This is a genomic window from Actinoplanes sp. NPDC049599, assembly GCF_044465625.1.
Lineage (GTDB): Bacteria > Actinomycetota > Actinomycetes > Mycobacteriales > Micromonosporaceae > Actinoplanes.
The window spans coordinates 143721-158651 of the sequence record NZ_JBITLX010000017.1; the positions used below are offsets into that span (position 1 = coordinate 143721).

The 14931-nt window shown below is 72.6% G+C and carries 11 protein-coding genes; 2 read left to right on the forward strand and 9 right to left on the reverse strand.

Features of this window, described 5'->3' with window-relative positions:
• Positions 1 to 81 precede the first annotated feature (81 nt).
• From lepA to ACIBQZ_RS27255, 3 genes are all read right to left on the reverse strand, one after another.
• Positions 82 to 1959 (reverse strand): translation elongation factor 4, encoded by a 1878-nt coding sequence (lepA, locus tag ACIBQZ_RS27245; RefSeq protein ID WP_396091623.1) that lies wholly within the window; start codon positions 1957 to 1959, stop codon positions 82 to 84.
• Between the two features lie 84 nt (positions 1960 to 2043).
• On the reverse strand, positions 2044 to 3237 hold the full coding sequence (locus tag ACIBQZ_RS27250; protein ID WP_396091624.1) for a transcription elongation factor: 1194 nt from the start codon (positions 3235 to 3237) through the stop codon (positions 2044 to 2046).
• A 73-nt stretch (positions 3238 to 3310) separates the two neighbouring features.
• The gene (locus ACIBQZ_RS27255; protein WP_396091625.1) at positions 3311 to 3844 is read right to left on the reverse strand and encodes a DUF4240 domain-containing protein; all 534 of its coding nucleotides are present in this window, start codon (positions 3842 to 3844) and stop codon (positions 3311 to 3313) included.
• Between the two features lie 53 nt (positions 3845 to 3897).
• Here ACIBQZ_RS27255 and ACIBQZ_RS27260 point away from each other — a divergent pair, with 53 nt between their 5' ends.
• Together ACIBQZ_RS27260 and rpsT are read left to right on the forward strand one after the other, a co-directional pair.
• Positions 3898 to 4872, forward strand: coding sequence for a phosphotransferase family protein (locus ACIBQZ_RS27260; RefSeq protein ID WP_396091626.1), 975 nt, complete (start codon positions 3898 to 3900; stop codon positions 4870 to 4872).
• A gap of 156 nt (positions 4873 to 5028) precedes the next feature.
• Entirely contained in the window at positions 5029 to 5295 is a 267-nt protein-coding gene (gene rpsT / locus ACIBQZ_RS27265; protein WP_396091627.1) for a 30S ribosomal protein S20, read from the forward strand.
• A 422-nt stretch (positions 5296 to 5717) separates the two neighbouring features.
• Here the strand turns inward: rpsT and ACIBQZ_RS27270 are convergent, their stop codons facing one another.
• The 6 genes from ACIBQZ_RS27270 to ACIBQZ_RS27295 form a co-directional block, all read right to left on the reverse strand.
• Entirely contained in the window at positions 5718 to 6272 is a 555-nt protein-coding gene (locus tag ACIBQZ_RS27270) for a hypothetical protein (protein ID WP_396091628.1), read from the reverse strand.
• The gene (gene holA, locus ACIBQZ_RS27275; RefSeq protein WP_396091669.1) at positions 6269 to 7252 is read right to left on the reverse strand and encodes a DNA polymerase III subunit delta; all 984 of its coding nucleotides are present in this window, start codon (positions 7250 to 7252) and stop codon (positions 6269 to 6271) included. The genes ACIBQZ_RS27270 and holA overlap by 4 nt, the downstream gene beginning before the upstream one ends.
• Positions 7253 to 7511: 259 nt before the next feature.
• Positions 7512 to 9929: a GH92 family glycosyl hydrolase gene (locus ACIBQZ_RS27280; RefSeq protein ID WP_396091629.1), complete on the reverse strand. Its 2418-nt coding sequence runs from the start codon at positions 9927 to 9929 to the stop codon at positions 7512 to 7514.
• A gap of 75 nt (positions 9930 to 10004) precedes the next feature.
• Positions 10005 to 10739 (reverse strand): SDR family oxidoreductase, encoded by a 735-nt coding sequence (locus ACIBQZ_RS27285; protein ID WP_396091630.1) that lies wholly within the window; start codon positions 10737 to 10739, stop codon positions 10005 to 10007.
• 61 nt (positions 10740 to 10800) lie between these two features.
• Positions 10801 to 13221 (reverse strand): ComEC/Rec2 family competence protein, encoded by a 2421-nt coding sequence (locus ACIBQZ_RS27290; RefSeq protein WP_396091670.1) that lies wholly within the window; start codon positions 13219 to 13221, stop codon positions 10801 to 10803.
• Between the two features lie 128 nt (positions 13222 to 13349).
• Positions 13350 to 14237 carry a helix-hairpin-helix domain-containing protein gene (locus ACIBQZ_RS27295; protein WP_396091671.1) on the reverse strand — a complete coding sequence of 296 codons (888 nt, stop codon included), beginning with the start codon at positions 14235 to 14237 and terminating at the stop codon, positions 13350 to 13352.
• Positions 14238 to 14931 lie beyond the last annotated feature (694 nt).

The following is a 14931-nucleotide window of genomic DNA, read 5'->3' on the forward strand; positions in this document are numbered from 1 at the left end:
GGAAGTCTCCTTGGGGGGTAGAACAGTTGTTGCGTTCGTCTGAGCCCCAGAGTTCCCGACCGGCGCGAAAACCAAACCGCCCTACTTCTTGGAAGTTTTCGATTCCCCCGAGTCGGACGTCGACAGCGCGGCGATGAACGCCTCCTGCGGCACCTCGACGCGGCCGACCATCTTCATCCGCTTCTTGCCTTCCTTCTGCTTCTCGAGCAGCTTGCGCTTCCGGCTGATGTCACCGCCGTAGCACTTGGCGAGCACGTCCTTGCGAATGGCGCGGATCGTCTCGCGGGCGATGATCCGGCTGCCGATCGCGGCCTGGATGGGCACCTCGAACTGCTGCCTCGGGATGAGTTTCTGCAGCTTGGCGGCGATGGTGACGCCGTAGTTGTAGGCCTTGTCCTTGTGCACGATCGCGCTGAACGCGTCCACCGGCTCGCCGTGCAGCAGGATGTCCACCTTGACCAGCTCGGCCGCCTGCTCGCCCGAGGGCTCGTAGTCGAGCGAGGCGTAGCCCTTGGTCTTGGACTTCAGCTGGTCGAAGAAGTCGAAGATGATCTCGCCCAGCGGCAGCGTGTACCGCAGCTCCACCCGTTCGGTGGAGAGGTACTCCATGCCGAGCAGCTGGCCGCGGCGGCTCTGGCAGAGCTCCATGACCGCCCCGACGAACTCGTTCGGGACCAGCACCGTCGCGCGGACCGTCGGCTCGTGGATCTCGGCGATCTTGCCGTCCGGGAACTCGCTCGGGTTGGTGACGACAAACTCGGCGGCGTCCTCGGTGAAGACCCGGTAGACCACGTTCGGGGCGGTGGAGATCAGGTCGAGGTTGAACTCACGCTCCAGCCGCTCGCCGATGATCTCCAGGTGCAGCAGGCCCAGGAAGCCGCACCGGAAGCCGAACCCGAGCGCGGTGCTCGTCTCCGGCTCGTAGGTGAGCGAGGCGTCGTTGAGCTGCAGCTTGTCGAGCGCGTCACGCAGCGCCGGGTAGTCCGAGCCGTCGATCGGGTACAGGCCGGAGTAGACCATCGGCTTGGGGTCGGAGTAGCCGCCGAGCGGCTCGGTGGCCGGCTTGACGCTGTTCGTGACGGTGTCGCCGACCCGGGACTGGCGGACGTCCTTCACGCCGGTGATCAGGTAGCCGACCTCACCTACGCCGAGCGCGCCGGCCTTCTCCATCTCGGGTGAGACGACCCCGATCTCGAGCAGCTCGTGCACGGTGCCGGTGGACATCATCTTGATCCGGTCGCGCGCCTGAATCCGGCCGTCGATCACCCGGACGTAGGTGACAACACCCCGGTAGGCGTCGTACACCGAGTCGAAGATCATCGCGCGGGCCGGCGCGGCGGCGTCACCGACCGGCGGCTGGAACTGGCGCACGACCTCGTCGAGCAGGTGCGCGACCCCGACACCGGTCTTGCCGGAGACCCGGAGCACGTCGTGGGGCTCGCAGCCGATCAGCTTGGCGAGTTCCTCGGCGTACTTCTCCGGCTGCGCGGCCGGCAGGTCGATCTTGTTGAGCACCGGGATGATGTGCAGGTCGTTCTCCATCGCCAGGTACAGGTTGGCGAGGGTCTGCGCCTCGATCCCCTGCGCCGCGTCGACGAGCAGCACGGCGCCCTCACAGGCGGCAAGGCTGCGCGAGACCTCGTACGTGAAGTCGACGTGCCCCGGAGTGTCGATCATGTTGAGAACCGCGGTGTCGCCGGTGCGCTCACCCTCACGAACGATCCAGGGCATGCGCACGGCCTGGCTCTTGATCGTGATGCCGCGCTCGCGCTCGATGTCCATCCGGTCGAGATACTGAGCCCGCATCTGCCGCGGATCGACCACGCCGGTGATCTGCAGCATCCGGTCGGCCAGGGTCGACTTCCCGTGGTCGATGTGCGCGATGATGCAGAAGTTGCGGATGCGACCAGGATCGGTCGCTCCGATGATGTTCACGCCGGGGTCGAGCGGTCCAGGCACGATCGTCCGTTCTCTACAAGCGGGCTGGCTGCCGATGGAAGCACCGGCAACGTCTATCGTCCCACGCCGCAGGGACAGCCCGGATCACACCCGGTCCAGCGGCAGCGGCGGCCCACCCGGAAGCTCAACCTGGATCTCCGTCCCGGGCCGGATCGAGCCGCCCCGAAGAACCACAGCCATGACACCGGCCCGCCGGTCGAGCGAGCCGTCAGGGCGCCGGCCGAGGACACGTCTGAGCAGGCCGGAGCGGTAGTTGTTGATCTGCTGGCAGGGGTTGCGCAGGCCGGTGAGGAGGATCGCGGGGCGCTGGTCGGGGGTGTCGCTCGCGGCGGGAAAACTCTCGGCGGCAAGGCGCGCGGACAGGGTGGCGACCGCGGCGGCGGCTGAAGCGTCGAGGTTGGCACGCCGCGCTGCGGCGACGACGGCTGCGGCACCAGCGGGCGGACCGGCAGGGCCGGACACCGCTGCCGGGCCAGGCTCGGAGGCCGCGCCGGGCGCGGGACCGGGCTCGGGCGCGGGACCGGGCTCGGGCGCGGGACCGGGCTCGGGCTCGGGCGCGGGACCGGGCGCAAGGCCAGACCCCGCGGGCGCAGACGCGGGCGTAGGACCGGGACCAGACGCGGGCGCAGCGCCAGACCCCGCAGGCGCAGACGCGGGCGCAGGACCGGGACCAGACGCGGGCGCAGCGCCAGACCCCACGGGCGCAGACGCGGGCGCAGGGCCGGGACCAGACGCGGGCGCAGGGCCAGACCCAAAACCGCGCTCAGATGGTGGGCTGGATTCGGGCGTCGGGACGGTTGCGGGGACCGAGCCGGTTTCGGGGGCCTCCGCTGGGCGGGGGCCGAAGCGCAGGATTGTGCCCACCGGCAGGCTGAGCAGGTCGATGCCGGTCGTGGTGACGTTCTCCCCGAGCCCGCCGGCCGGCACCGTGTAGCCCGCGCCGATCAGCTCCTCGTGCAACTCGCCCTGGATCAGGTGCACCTGGCGCAGGTTGGGCTGGTCCGGGTCGGCGGCCACCCGGCTGCGGTGCCGGACCGTCACGCCGGCGTGCACGTCACCCGCCACGCCGAGGCCGGCGATCAGCACGATCTCGTCGCGGGTCGGCTTGCTGAACGAGTACGCATCGTTGCAGCTCACCGCCGCCACCGCGCCCAGCAGCGATGGCTCCTGTCCATCCGCCACCGTGCCCCGCAGCGATGCCTTCTGCCCCTCCGGCACCGTGCCATGCATCGATGACTGCCGTTCGGCCGGCGCCTTCCCCTGCTCGTGAGCGTCCATGCGCCCGAGTCTGCCCAAGCCCCACCAGCCTCCTCGACCGGATTTCCCAGCCCGTGATCGATGCCCGCGCCGGCTACTCCGGCGGCTCGAGGAACAGCGCGGACAGGCGGGGCAGGCGTTTCTGCATCTCTTCCTCGTTGTCGAAGTCCCACAGCATCGCCGGGTCGGGGCGGCTCCTCGGCGTCTCCCGGGGCGGCAGCTCGTCGCCCGTGGCCTGCCGGTGGGCCTCCTCGGCGACGGTCAGCACCTCCTCGGCCTCGAAGACCGCGCCGGTGGAGGCCGCCGCGCGCACCGAGGGGAGCTCGGCCAGCGAATCCGGCTCGCGGACCGCGCGGGCCACCACGTCGCGCCCGTTCGCGATCAGCCAGCCGCGGAAGTTGTCGAAGCCGTCCTCGGAGCAGCCGCCGTTGATCAGGTAGGCGGCCGCCCAGAGGTCTTCCTTGCCGGAGGCGGCCAGCACCTTGTCGAGGTGCCGGCCCCACGCCACGATCTCGTCGGGGTCGCGGCCCACCAGCTCGGCGATGGCCCGTTTGGCCACCTCGTCGGGCGAGCCCGGCCGGTCGGCGGTAGCCCGGTCGATGACCGCCCAGAAGTCGTCCGTTCTCATGGGCCACAGCCTGCCAGCCGGGTACGACAAAATCGGGGAGGCAGGATGGGGGCATGCGCGCCGTCTCCCTGCCTGAGGTTGCTTACGGGGCTACCGCCGTACGCCCGAATTGGGGTGATCTGCCCGCGGCGCTGCGGGATGCGATCAGCGGGCGGCTCGGCGCGCCGGTCGCCCGCGCGACCAGCGCGGGCGGCGGTTTCACCAGGGCTTTCGCGGCGCTGATCACGACCGCGGACGGTGCTGAGGCGTTCGTCAAGGCCGCGCCGCTGACGGAGCCGCTGGCCGGCTGGTACGCCCGTGAGGCGGCCGTCACAGCGGCGCTGCCGGAGGCGGTCCCGGCCGCCCGCCCGCGGTGGACCCTCGAAGCGGCCGGGCACTTCGTACTGTGCCTGGACGCCGTCGCGGGGCGGGTGCCGGCGCTGCCATGGGCGCCGGACGACCTGAGCGCCGCGCTGACGGCCTGGCTGACGTCGGCGGTGGCCCTGAGCCCACCCGGTGAGGATCTGCTCAGGCTGGGCCTTCCCGGGCTCGGCGACATCGTGCGCGACGAGCTGTCGTGGTGGTCCGAGATCGCGGCGGGGCGGGCGCCGCTGCCGCCGGCCCCGGTCTGGGTGCCGGACCGGCTGGGCGAGCTGGCCGCGCTGGAGCGCGGGCTGCCGGAGCTGGTCGCCGGGCCCGGCATGCTGCACGGCGACCTGCGCGTGGACAACATTCTGCTGGACGGGTACGGCAAAGCGTGGCTCTGCGACTGGGCCTGGCCCTGCCTGGGCCAACCGTGGTTCGACACGGTGACGTTGCTCATCACGGCGTACGCAAGCGGCCTCGACGTGGACACCGCGCTGGCACCGTGGCACGCGCCGGACGAGGGCGTCGACGGAGCCCTGGCGGCACTCGGCGGATACTGGCTGACCAGCGCCGCCCGGGGGCCCAGCAGCGCGTCCCCGCACAGCCGCCAGCACCAGCGGTTCAGCGGCACGCAGGCGCTCGCGTGGCTGGCCGAGCGCCGCGGCTGGGCGCCGCCGACATGAGCCGCGAGCTGGGCTTTCGACCCCATCCGGGGCGAGCGATTTGGGTGGCACGAAGCGGGCCTGATACATTGGTTCGTCGCGTGTGGTGACGTTGCTTCCGGCTGCGTCGCCACCGTCCGAGTACATCATCCGAACTAGTCAGGACAAGGCTGTCGCGTGGCGAACATCAAGTCCCAGATCAAGCGCAACCGGCAGAACGAAAAGGCCCGGCTGCGCAACAAGTCGGTCAAGTCGTCGCTGAAGACCGTGATCCGCAAGCTGAACGAGGCGAGCGAGGCCGGCAACAACGAGACGGCTACCGCGCTGCTGCGTGACGCCTCGCGTCAGCTCGACAAGGCCGTGAGCAAGGGCGTCATTCACAAGAACCAGGCGGCGAACCGCAAGTCGGCCATCGCCAAGCGGGTCTCCTCGCTTTCTGCCTGACCGCAGACTGGTCGCAGACCACACCTCCGGGCACCGCGGAACCTCCGGGTTCAGCGGTGCCTGAGTTGTCTCCGGATCCCGGTGATCCACATTGCCTCGCCGCGGGGCGGGGGCGCTGTGCGGCGGGTGGGCTCGTAGGCCGGCCGCCCGGAAGGGCGAGGCAAGCCGGATAGAGCGAGTTGAAGCTCGAGCCGCACGCGGGGCCGCACCAACGTCAAGCCGCGCGCGACACGACCTTGCGTCCCCAGCCGCCCGCAAGGGCGAACTGGACCTCAAGCCGCGCACGCGGACGAGCCAAAGCTCCCGCCGCGCGCAAGAGCGACCTCAAGCTCCGGCGACGCGAAGGACCCGGCTCCGGACAAGCCCACAAGCCGGGGCCGCAGCCCCTCGGCTCAGCCAGGGCGAGCCGGTCAGGCATCGGCCTACTCGTAGCGGCGCGCCGCCGACTGCCGCGCGCGTTGCTGCTGGTCGTCCAGGTCCTCGGTCCATTTCCGGGTCACCGGCGGTCCGTTCAGCGCGCTCGCGTCCGCCCCCGCGACACTCCAGCCTTCCTCCTCGCGCGCCCCCGGCACCGCGTCGGCCGCGACCTGCCGTGCCGTTGCCGGGCGCAGCGGGGGTGCCTGCCCGGTGACCTGCGAGATCACCGTCGGCGGCAAGCGCACGGTCTTGGCTCCCGGCGAGCCCGGGGACGACGGCCGGGCGGGCGGCGCCGCGGGCGGCGCCGGGCGGATCAGCGCGCCGGCGACCACGTCGTTGAGCTTCACCATCACCGCGACCATCGCCGGCAGCACCAGCACGCCCCACCAGCTGACCAGCTCGGCGAGCGCCAGCAGGATGCCCAGCGCCACCGCCCCTTCGAGGAACACGAAGCACAGGAAGCCGCCCGGCGCGAGATACTGCAGGCCGAGCATGCGGGCGTACAGGGGTTGCTGGCGGGCCTCGTCGCGGGACAGGCCGGCCCGGCGTGACCTGGTCATCGGGCTGCCCCGGCGTTCCTGGCGGCGGCCACCGCGAAGACGGCCTGCTCCAGTGCGTACCCCCGGTCCTCGGCACCGCCCTTGACCGCGGCGTTGCAGTCGGCCGCCGCGCGCATCGCGTCGACCAGGCCCTCCGGGGTCCAGCCGCGGCTGCGCTCCTGGGCTTTCTGGATCTTCCATGCCGGCATGCCGAGCGAGCCGGCCAGCTGGTACGGGTTGCCGCGCCCGGCCGAGGCCACCCGGGCCACCGTGCGCACCCCGTCGGCGATCGCGTCGGCGATCGGCACCGGGTCGACGCCGACGTGCAGCGCCCAGCGCAGGGCCTCGAGCGCGCCCGGCACGTCACCGACCATGGCGGCGTCGGCGACGGCGAAGCCGCTGACCTCCGCCCGGCCCTTGTAGTAGCGGGCGACGACGGCCGCGCTGATCTTGCCATCGGTGTCGGCGAGCAGCTGCGAGCAGGCGGCGGCGATCTCGCGCAGGTCGTTGCCCACGGCCGCGAGCAGCGCCGCCGCGGCGGCCTCGTCGCAACGCCCGCCGTGGCGCCGGAACTCGTCCCGCACGAACGCTGTCCGCTCGCGGTCGCCCTTGAGCTTCGCGACGGGCACGACGGTCGCGCCGGCGGCGCGCAGGCCGTCCGCGAACGCCTTGCCCTTGGCGCCGCCCACGTGCGCCACGATCAGCAGGACCTCGGGGTCGGGGTTCTTCGCGTACGAGAGCAGGGCCGTGACCAGGTCTTTCCGCGCGTCCTGGCCGCTGCGGACGACCAGCACCCGGCGCCCGCCGAACAGCGACGGGCTGAGCATCTCGGCGACCTCGCCGCCGCTGAGCGCACCGGCCTCGTATTCGCGGACGTCAGCGCCGGGCTCGTCGGCCCGCGCCGCGGCGACCGCCGTGGCGATCGCCCGGGCGGCGAGCAACTCCTCGTCTCCTTGGACGAGCAGCAGAGGTGCGGAGGGCGCGGTGGTCACAGGGGAAATCTTCGCACGAAGGTCTGACGCTTCCGCACGGCTCACTCCCCCGCGCAGCCCGCTGACCGAGGAACGCGAAAGCTGACATATCGGCGATCCGCCATGCGGGCCCCGCGGTAATCGTTCTCGATCAGGCTGAATGTCTGGCTTGCCCGCCGAAGGTGATCCGACCCACATCCGAACCGATCGCCCGGGGTCGAACCGCACGCTCGGCCTAATCCGGGCGTGTCGGCGGGCCGGGGCGCTCGCCACGGCCCGCCGACGCGTGTCAGTGGTCCTTCGGCAGGTCGTCGGCCGCGGTCGCCCAGGCCTTGTTCGGCGTCGCCCCCAGCGTGAACCCGACCGTGCCGCCGCGCTGCAGGAACGACTCCGGCAACCAGGAGCGACGCAGCGTCGAGCCGTTCAGCGTGACCCCCTGCACGTACTTGTCCGTGGTGTCGGCGTTCACCGTCAGGCGCACGCCGTTGCCGCGGTCGATCACCACCCGGGTGAAGACCGGGCTGCCCAGCAGCAGCTCCGCCCGCCCCGGCACCTGCGGGAACATGCCGATCGCCGCGAACGCGTACCAGGCACTCATGGTGCCCAGGTCGTCGTTGCCGGGCAGGCCCGCCGGGCCCGTCCCGTACGCGGTGTCGACGATCTGCCGCACCGTCTCCTGGGTCTTCCACGGCTGGCCGAGCCCGTTGTACAGCCACGGCGCGTGGATGCCCGGCTCGTTGGTCGGGTCGTACCGCAGCGCGTTGCCCCCGAGCACCGCCCAGTTGCCGTTCTCGTCGTGGAACAGCCCGTCCAGCCGGGTCGCCGCCGCCGGCCGCCCGCCCATCAACGTGGCCAGCCCCGACACGTCCTGCGGCACCATCCAGGTGTACGTGGCGCTGGACCCCTGCGCGAAGCCCACATCGGTCGACGGCGTGAACCCGCTCTGCCAGCTCCCGTCCGCGCGCCGCGCCGCCTGGTAGCCGACCGCCGGGTTGTACGTGTTCTTCCAGTAGTCACCCCGCGGCAGCAGCTGCCGGTACAGGTCGTTACGGCCGGCCCGCCGCGCCCACATCGCCAGCGAGAAGTCGGCGAGTGAGTTCTCCAGCGTCTCCGCCGCCCCGCCCCAGCAGTGACAGATGTCGTTCGCCGCGTACTTCAGCGCCAGGTACGTGTTCAGCGTCGGCCGCTGACCGAGGCACTGCCCGGGACAGCCGGCGTCGGAGAGGGCGTCGGGATTCTGCACCGTCGCCTGCCGGACCAGCGAGTCGAGCGCGCCCCGGACGTCGAAGTTGCGGGCGCCCATCGCGTAGTACGTGGCCAGCGTCGGCGCGGCCGGGTCGCCGGTCATGACGTGCGTGGGCGCGCCCAGGTGCAGCCACCGGTCCCAGATGCCCTTGTTCTGGGTCGCGAAATCCAGCATCGACTGCGCCATGTCCCCGGCGACGTCGGGGCGCAGCAGGGCGAGGAACTGGATCTGCGCCCGGTACTGGTCCCAGCCGGAGAACGTCCCGTAGGCCGCCCGCTGACCGGCCCGGATCGTGTGCACCTGCAGGTCGGCGCCGAGGTAGCGGCCGTCGAGGTCGTTCATGGTCTGCGGCTGCATCAGCGCGTGGTAGACGGCGGTGTAGAACGCGGTCGTCCGGGCCTCGGTGCCCCCGCCGACCCGGATCCGCTTGAGTTCGGTGTTCCAGGCGTCCCGGGTGGCCGCGGCAACGGAGTCGACGGTGGCGGCGGCGGGCACCTCGGTCTCCCGGTTGGCGACGGCGCCGGCCAGGCTCACGTACGAGATGCCCACCCGCATGCGGACCGCCCCGCCGGCGGCGGTGTCGAAGCCGACCCAGCCGCCGGAGCCCTTGCCGGCCCGGTCGGCGCCGGTGAGGTAGCCCTCTCCCCCGCTCGCGGTCGTGCCGCCCGGGGTGACCGTCGCGTTCTGCCAGGTCCCGGTGCGGGCGAAGTCACGGTCGAAGACCGCGCTGAAGTACAGCCGGTAGTACGAGCGGCGGTTCGGGTTGGTCGCCCCGCCGCCGTTGCCCCGCCGCCCGCAGAAGCCGCCGGTGAGCACCGACCCCGTGACGGTGCGGGTCGCGGCATCGATGCTGATCTGGGCGTCCTCGCTGCCGTTGAGCGAGTTCGACGTGCGGAACAGCAGGTTGGCGGCGGAGCCGGCGGGGAACGTGAAGTCACCGATGCCGGCCCGGGTGTTGACCGCGAGGTCGGTCCGCACGCCGTTGTCCAGCCCCACGGTGTACCGGCCGGGAGTGGCCGACTCGTTCGCGTGCGAGAACGTGGACACGTACTGCTGGTCGCGCGAGTCCGCCGTGGGCGAGGTCGTGACGTCCCCGACGTACGGCATGATCGGCACGTCGCCGGCGGCGCCCGGGCTGCACCCGGCGCCGTTGACGTGGGTGAGGCTGAAGCCGCGCACCCTGGTGACGTTGTACTCGTAGCCGTTGGCGGCGCCGGTGTTGGTCTGGTCGCCGTTGGTGCTGGTCGGGCTCCAGGCCATCATGCCGAACGGGCGGATCGCGCCCGGCCAGGTGTTCCCGCCGCGGGTGGTCCCGATGAACGGGTCCACGTAGCCGGCCGGATCGTCGACCAGCGGCACCGGGACGGGGGCGGCGGAGGCCGGCAGGGCCGGGGCGAGCGTGGTCACCAGGACCGCCCCCACCGCCGCGGCCAGCACGGCACGAACACGAGACATCGACATGCGCCGACCCTACGACGACGTTGATGATCTCCGATGCACCCACACCCGGCGGCGGGGTGAACGCCGCGCGAACCGTCATCGGCGCCGCCCGGCCAGCCACTGCTCGTAGGTCTGCGTGCCCCGCTGCCCCGGGCCGGTGGGCAGCAACCCGCCGTGGGCCATGGGTCCGGGCAGCCAGAGCGGCAGCACGGGACGCCGCCGGACCGTGCCGGTCCGGATCAGCCGCCGGGCCATGTCGGGCAGCGACTCGACCCGGGGCCCGGCAAGATCGGGCGCGGCCTTCTGCGGTTCGCCGGCGGCCAGTGCCACGAGAGCCTCGGCCACCTCCCGTACGGCGACAGGCTGCACGGTCAGCCGGGGCACCAGCGCGACCGGCCCGGGCATCCGCTCGAGAATCTGCTCGGCGAACTCGTGGAACTGGGTGGCCCGCAGGATGGTCCACGGCACCGGGCCGTCCCGGACGATCTCCTCCTGACGTAGTTTGCCCTGGTAGTAGCCGGTGCTCACCCGGTCGATGCCGACGATGGACAACGCCACGTGATGCCGCACCCCGGCCCGCGCGGCGGCGCCGAGCAGTTGCCGCCCGGCCCGGTCGAAGAAGCCGACCGCCTCGGCCCGCTTCAACGTCGTCACGTTGCTCACATCGATCGTGACGTCGACCCCGGCGAGCGCGGCGTCCAGCCCCGCACCGGTCACCAGATCCACACCGACGGACCGGGCCAGCGGCACCGCCTCGTGGCCCGCCGCGCCCAGCGCCTCGATGACGTGCCGGCCGGTCAGACCCGTACCGCCGGCCACTGCGACCTTCATGCTCGTTCTCCCTACGTTTGTCGTCATCAGCGGGACGAGGTGGCACCGCGGGACGTGACAGCTACGCGGGCGGATCACCGCGAGCCACGACCGCGAGACCCGACCCGGTGCTCACGGCGGCGAGATCACCGCCCCGATCGGTACGCAGCACCCGCGCCCCGCCCCGGCTCAACCGGGCGAGCAGCGCGGCATTCGGGTGCCCGTAGTCGTTGCCGGCCCCGACCGACACGAGCGCCACGGCCGGGTCGACGGCATCAAGAAACTCCGGCAACTGGTACGCCGAACCGTGGTGTGCCACCTTCAGCACGTCGGCGCGTACCGCCGGGGGTCCGAGGTGGTGGAGCAGGTCCTGCTGTTCCTCGGTCTCGGCGTCACCGGGCAGCAGCAGGGTCCGGCCGTCGACCCGGGCGCGCAGCACCAGCGAGTTGTTGTTCGGATCGGAGTTGGTGCCGCGCAACGGCGCGAACGGCCCGACGACGGTCAGCCCGAGCCCGCCGACCGTGTACGACCAGCCGGGACCCACAGCGGCCATCGGCACTCGGGCACCGGCAGCCTGCGCGGCGACCACGGCCCGCCCGCCCGGCGGCTCAGCCCAGTCCGGCGTGATCACACCCAGCACCGACCGGTTACGGAACACACCGGCCACGCCACCGATGTGATCAACATGGAAGTGGCTGACAACGAACAGCACCACCTGCCGCACCCCGAGCCGGCGCAGGCAGTGGTCAACCGGGGTCGGCTCGGGCCCGGCGTCGACGACCACGGCCCGCCCGGCGCCGGCCGGCAGCACCACGGCATCACCCTGGCCCACGGCGCAGGTGACGATCAGCCAGCGTGGGGGCGGCCACCCCGAGGCGATCACCCGTACGGGCAGAGTCCCCAGCACCGCCCCGACCGAGACAACCGCGACCAGCCGCCGGATCAGCGGCCGCCGTACGGCGATGAGCAGCGCGAGCGTGACAACGGCCAGCAGCAGGGCGCCCAGCACCCCACCCGGCCACGGCACCGCGCCGGCGGGCACCCGGGCGCCGTACGTCGCGACCAGCACCAGCCACCGGGCGGGCCACTGCCCCAGCCAGGCGGCGAACTCGGCACCGCCGGGCCACACCGGCGACAGCACGGCGGCGGACACGCCGAGCAGGGTGGCGGGCGCGATCGCGGGCACCACCAGCAGGTTCGCCGGCACCGCGACCAGACTGACCGACCCCGAGATCCCGGCCACAACCGGACCACACGCGACCTGCGCGGCCGCTGGCACCGCCAACGCCTCGGCGGCCGGCTCCGGCCACCCCCGCCGCCGCAACGCGTCCCGCCACTTCGGCGCAAGCAGCAGCAGCCCGCCGGTGGCCAGCACGGACAGCGCGAACCCGAGGTCACCGGCAAGCTCCGGGTCGACGACGATCAGCACCGCCACCCCGGCGGCCAGGGCGGGAAGCGCAGCCCGCGGCCGCCCGGCGGCAAGCCCGACAAGCCCGATCGCCCCCATCGCGGCGGCGCGCACCACACTCGGCGACGGCCGGGCCAGCACGACGAAGCCGACCAGCGCAACACCGCAGACCACGGCGGTGAGCAGGGGCCCGGCCCGGGCCCACCGCACCACGAACAACACAACCCCGAGCACGATCGCCACGTTGGCCCCGCTGACCGCGTTCAGGTGCGTCATGCCGGTCGTGCGGAAGTCCTCCTCAAGGGCAGGTTCGAGCCGGCTGGTGTCACCGACGACCAGCCCGGGCAGCAACCCACCGACATCATCGGGCAGCGGCGCGCAGGCCCGCTGCAGGCCGGCCCGGAGCGTGCCCGCGGCCCGCTGACCCCACGACGACCGCCCGTGCAGCCGGGGCGGATCCTTCACCGAGAGCACGGCAGCCCGCAGATCACCCCCGCGCGGCGCCAGCAGGCGACCGGTCACCGAGGCCCGCTGCCCGGGCAGCAACGACCGCCAGGCGGGGTCGGCACCGAGCACGAGCGCCCGCGCGGAAAGCCTGAACCGCGGCGCGTCCTCCGGATACACCGAAGTCAGCTCAACGGCGACCAGGTAGGTGGGCGGCAGCCCGGGCGGCCCCCGCAGGGCCCGCGGATCATCCCGCACCACAAGATCAACCCGTACGGTGGCAGCAGCGTCAACAAGCGCAACCAGCGGCCCGGCATCCCGGACACTGACCCGCGCCGCGGTGGCCACGGCCCCGCACCCGCCACCGAGCAGCACGGCGGCAACCAGCCATCGCAGTGCCTGTCCCCGGTTGCGCAACCAACTCCTCACGCCCGGCGCCGACGGGGTGGGAGGTTTGGGTCCGCAGTCCCGGTGGATCAGGGCGGTGCCTGCCGCCGATGCCAGTGCGACGGCGGCGAGAACCAGGGCCCCACGGGTGGACAGGTAGAGCGAGGCCAGCGCCGCAAGCCACACGGCCACCGCGAAGCCGGCCAGCCGGAGATCCGGCGGCCGACCGTCGCCCACCGCCGCCCGCGGCGAAGGACCGGGGATCGGGCGACGACCCGTCGGGCGCCGGTCGCCCGGCGGCGGGTCGGGTGGGCGGACACCGGGCGGGCGGGAACCCGCGGTGCGCGCCGCCCCGGCCCGACTCGGGCGCGACGGATCGGAGCGCCGGCGGCTCACACGGTCACCAGGTCTTTGAGTTGTTCGTAGCGGGCGGTGCCTATCCCCTGCACGTTGCGCAGATCGCTGACCGCTTTGAAGCCACCCTGAGCCTCCCGGGCTTCCAGGATTCGCTGGGCCAGGACCGGGCCCACGCCGGGCAAAGTATCCAGGTCGGCGAGGGTTGCGGAGTTGAGGTTGACCGGGCCGGCGCCGGGCTGACCCGGTGCTGCCGGACCGGCGGCACCCGTCGGCGCCGCGCCCGGTGGCGGTGTGACTCCGACCATGATGAGTTCGCCGTCGGTCACCTTGCGGGCCAGGTTGAGCGGTGCGACGTCCACGCCCGGTTTGGCGCCGCCGGCCGCCTTCAGCGCGTCCGCCACGCGGGCGCCGGCCGGCAGGGCGACCAGACCGGGCTTGCGGACCTTGCCACCCACGGCGACGACAACTGCGGACGGCTTCACACCGGGCACCGCGGGGGCGTCGGTCGCACGATCGCCCGTGAGCGAGGCATCCGCGGCGGCGGGGTCTATCCCCGGCGGGGCGACCGGATCCACACGCGGGCGGGCCCGCCAGGCCAGAATCGCCGCGATCAGCACCACCGCGAGCACCGCGACAGCCAGCACCTTCACACCCGGGCGTCCCGGGTCAACGGAGATCAGCCGGGAGCGCGAGGAATCACCGAACGCGCCGGCGCCACTGAGCGGGGGGCCATCCTCGGCGTCGTCGTCATCCTCATCCTCATCCTCGAACGAGCTGGGTGTGAAGTCCTCGAACGAGCTGGGTGCGAATTGGGCAGGCGGGCGCAGCGGCCGCTGAATAGGCACAGCAGGCGCATAGGGCGGCCGGGTGGCCAGGTCCTCGGCGGCCGGCACAGGCATCGGAGACGGCGCGACGGCGGGCATGGCGGCCACTGGCTCACCGCGCTCCAACGTCACATCGTCGGGCCAGCCGGGGAGCAGGTCGTCCCAGGTGAGCGGCGGCCCACCCGGCGCCGGCCAGCCACCGCCGTCCCCCACCTGACCCCGCACACCCGCTCCTCCGCGCGCCGCGGAAGACAAGGGAGGCGCGGAAGACACGGAAGGCGCGGAAGACAAGGGAGGAGCTTCGGGAGGGAAAGGAGCCGCGGAAGGGGAGCGAGGCGAGAGGGCCGAGGAAGCTGGAACCGCCGAAGATGGAAATGCCGAAGGAACCGGCGATCCCGCAGGGACCGCCGGCAAGGCGGAAGACGACAAGGGAAGCGAAGACGCCCGCGCCGGACGGCCCGGCGCCGCCGCCAGGTCCGGCGCCGCCGCCAGGTCCGGCGCCGCCGCCAGGTCCGGCGATGCCGCCAGGTCCGGCGATGCCGAGGACAAAGGATCACCAGCACCAGCCACGGCACGATGAACCGGCCACTCCCCGGTCACCGACGAACGCCGATCCGGTCCTACCGAACTCGCGACGCCGATATGAGGAGCAGCACCCCGATCCGGCTCAGCAGGACGATCCCCCCGAACCAGCCCCTCCCGCCCCCAGGACGAGAGCCCAGGGACCTGACCCGGTGGAGCAACCCACGGTGACCCGGAAGGACGCACCTGAGCTGGCGCCAGGACCGTCCGC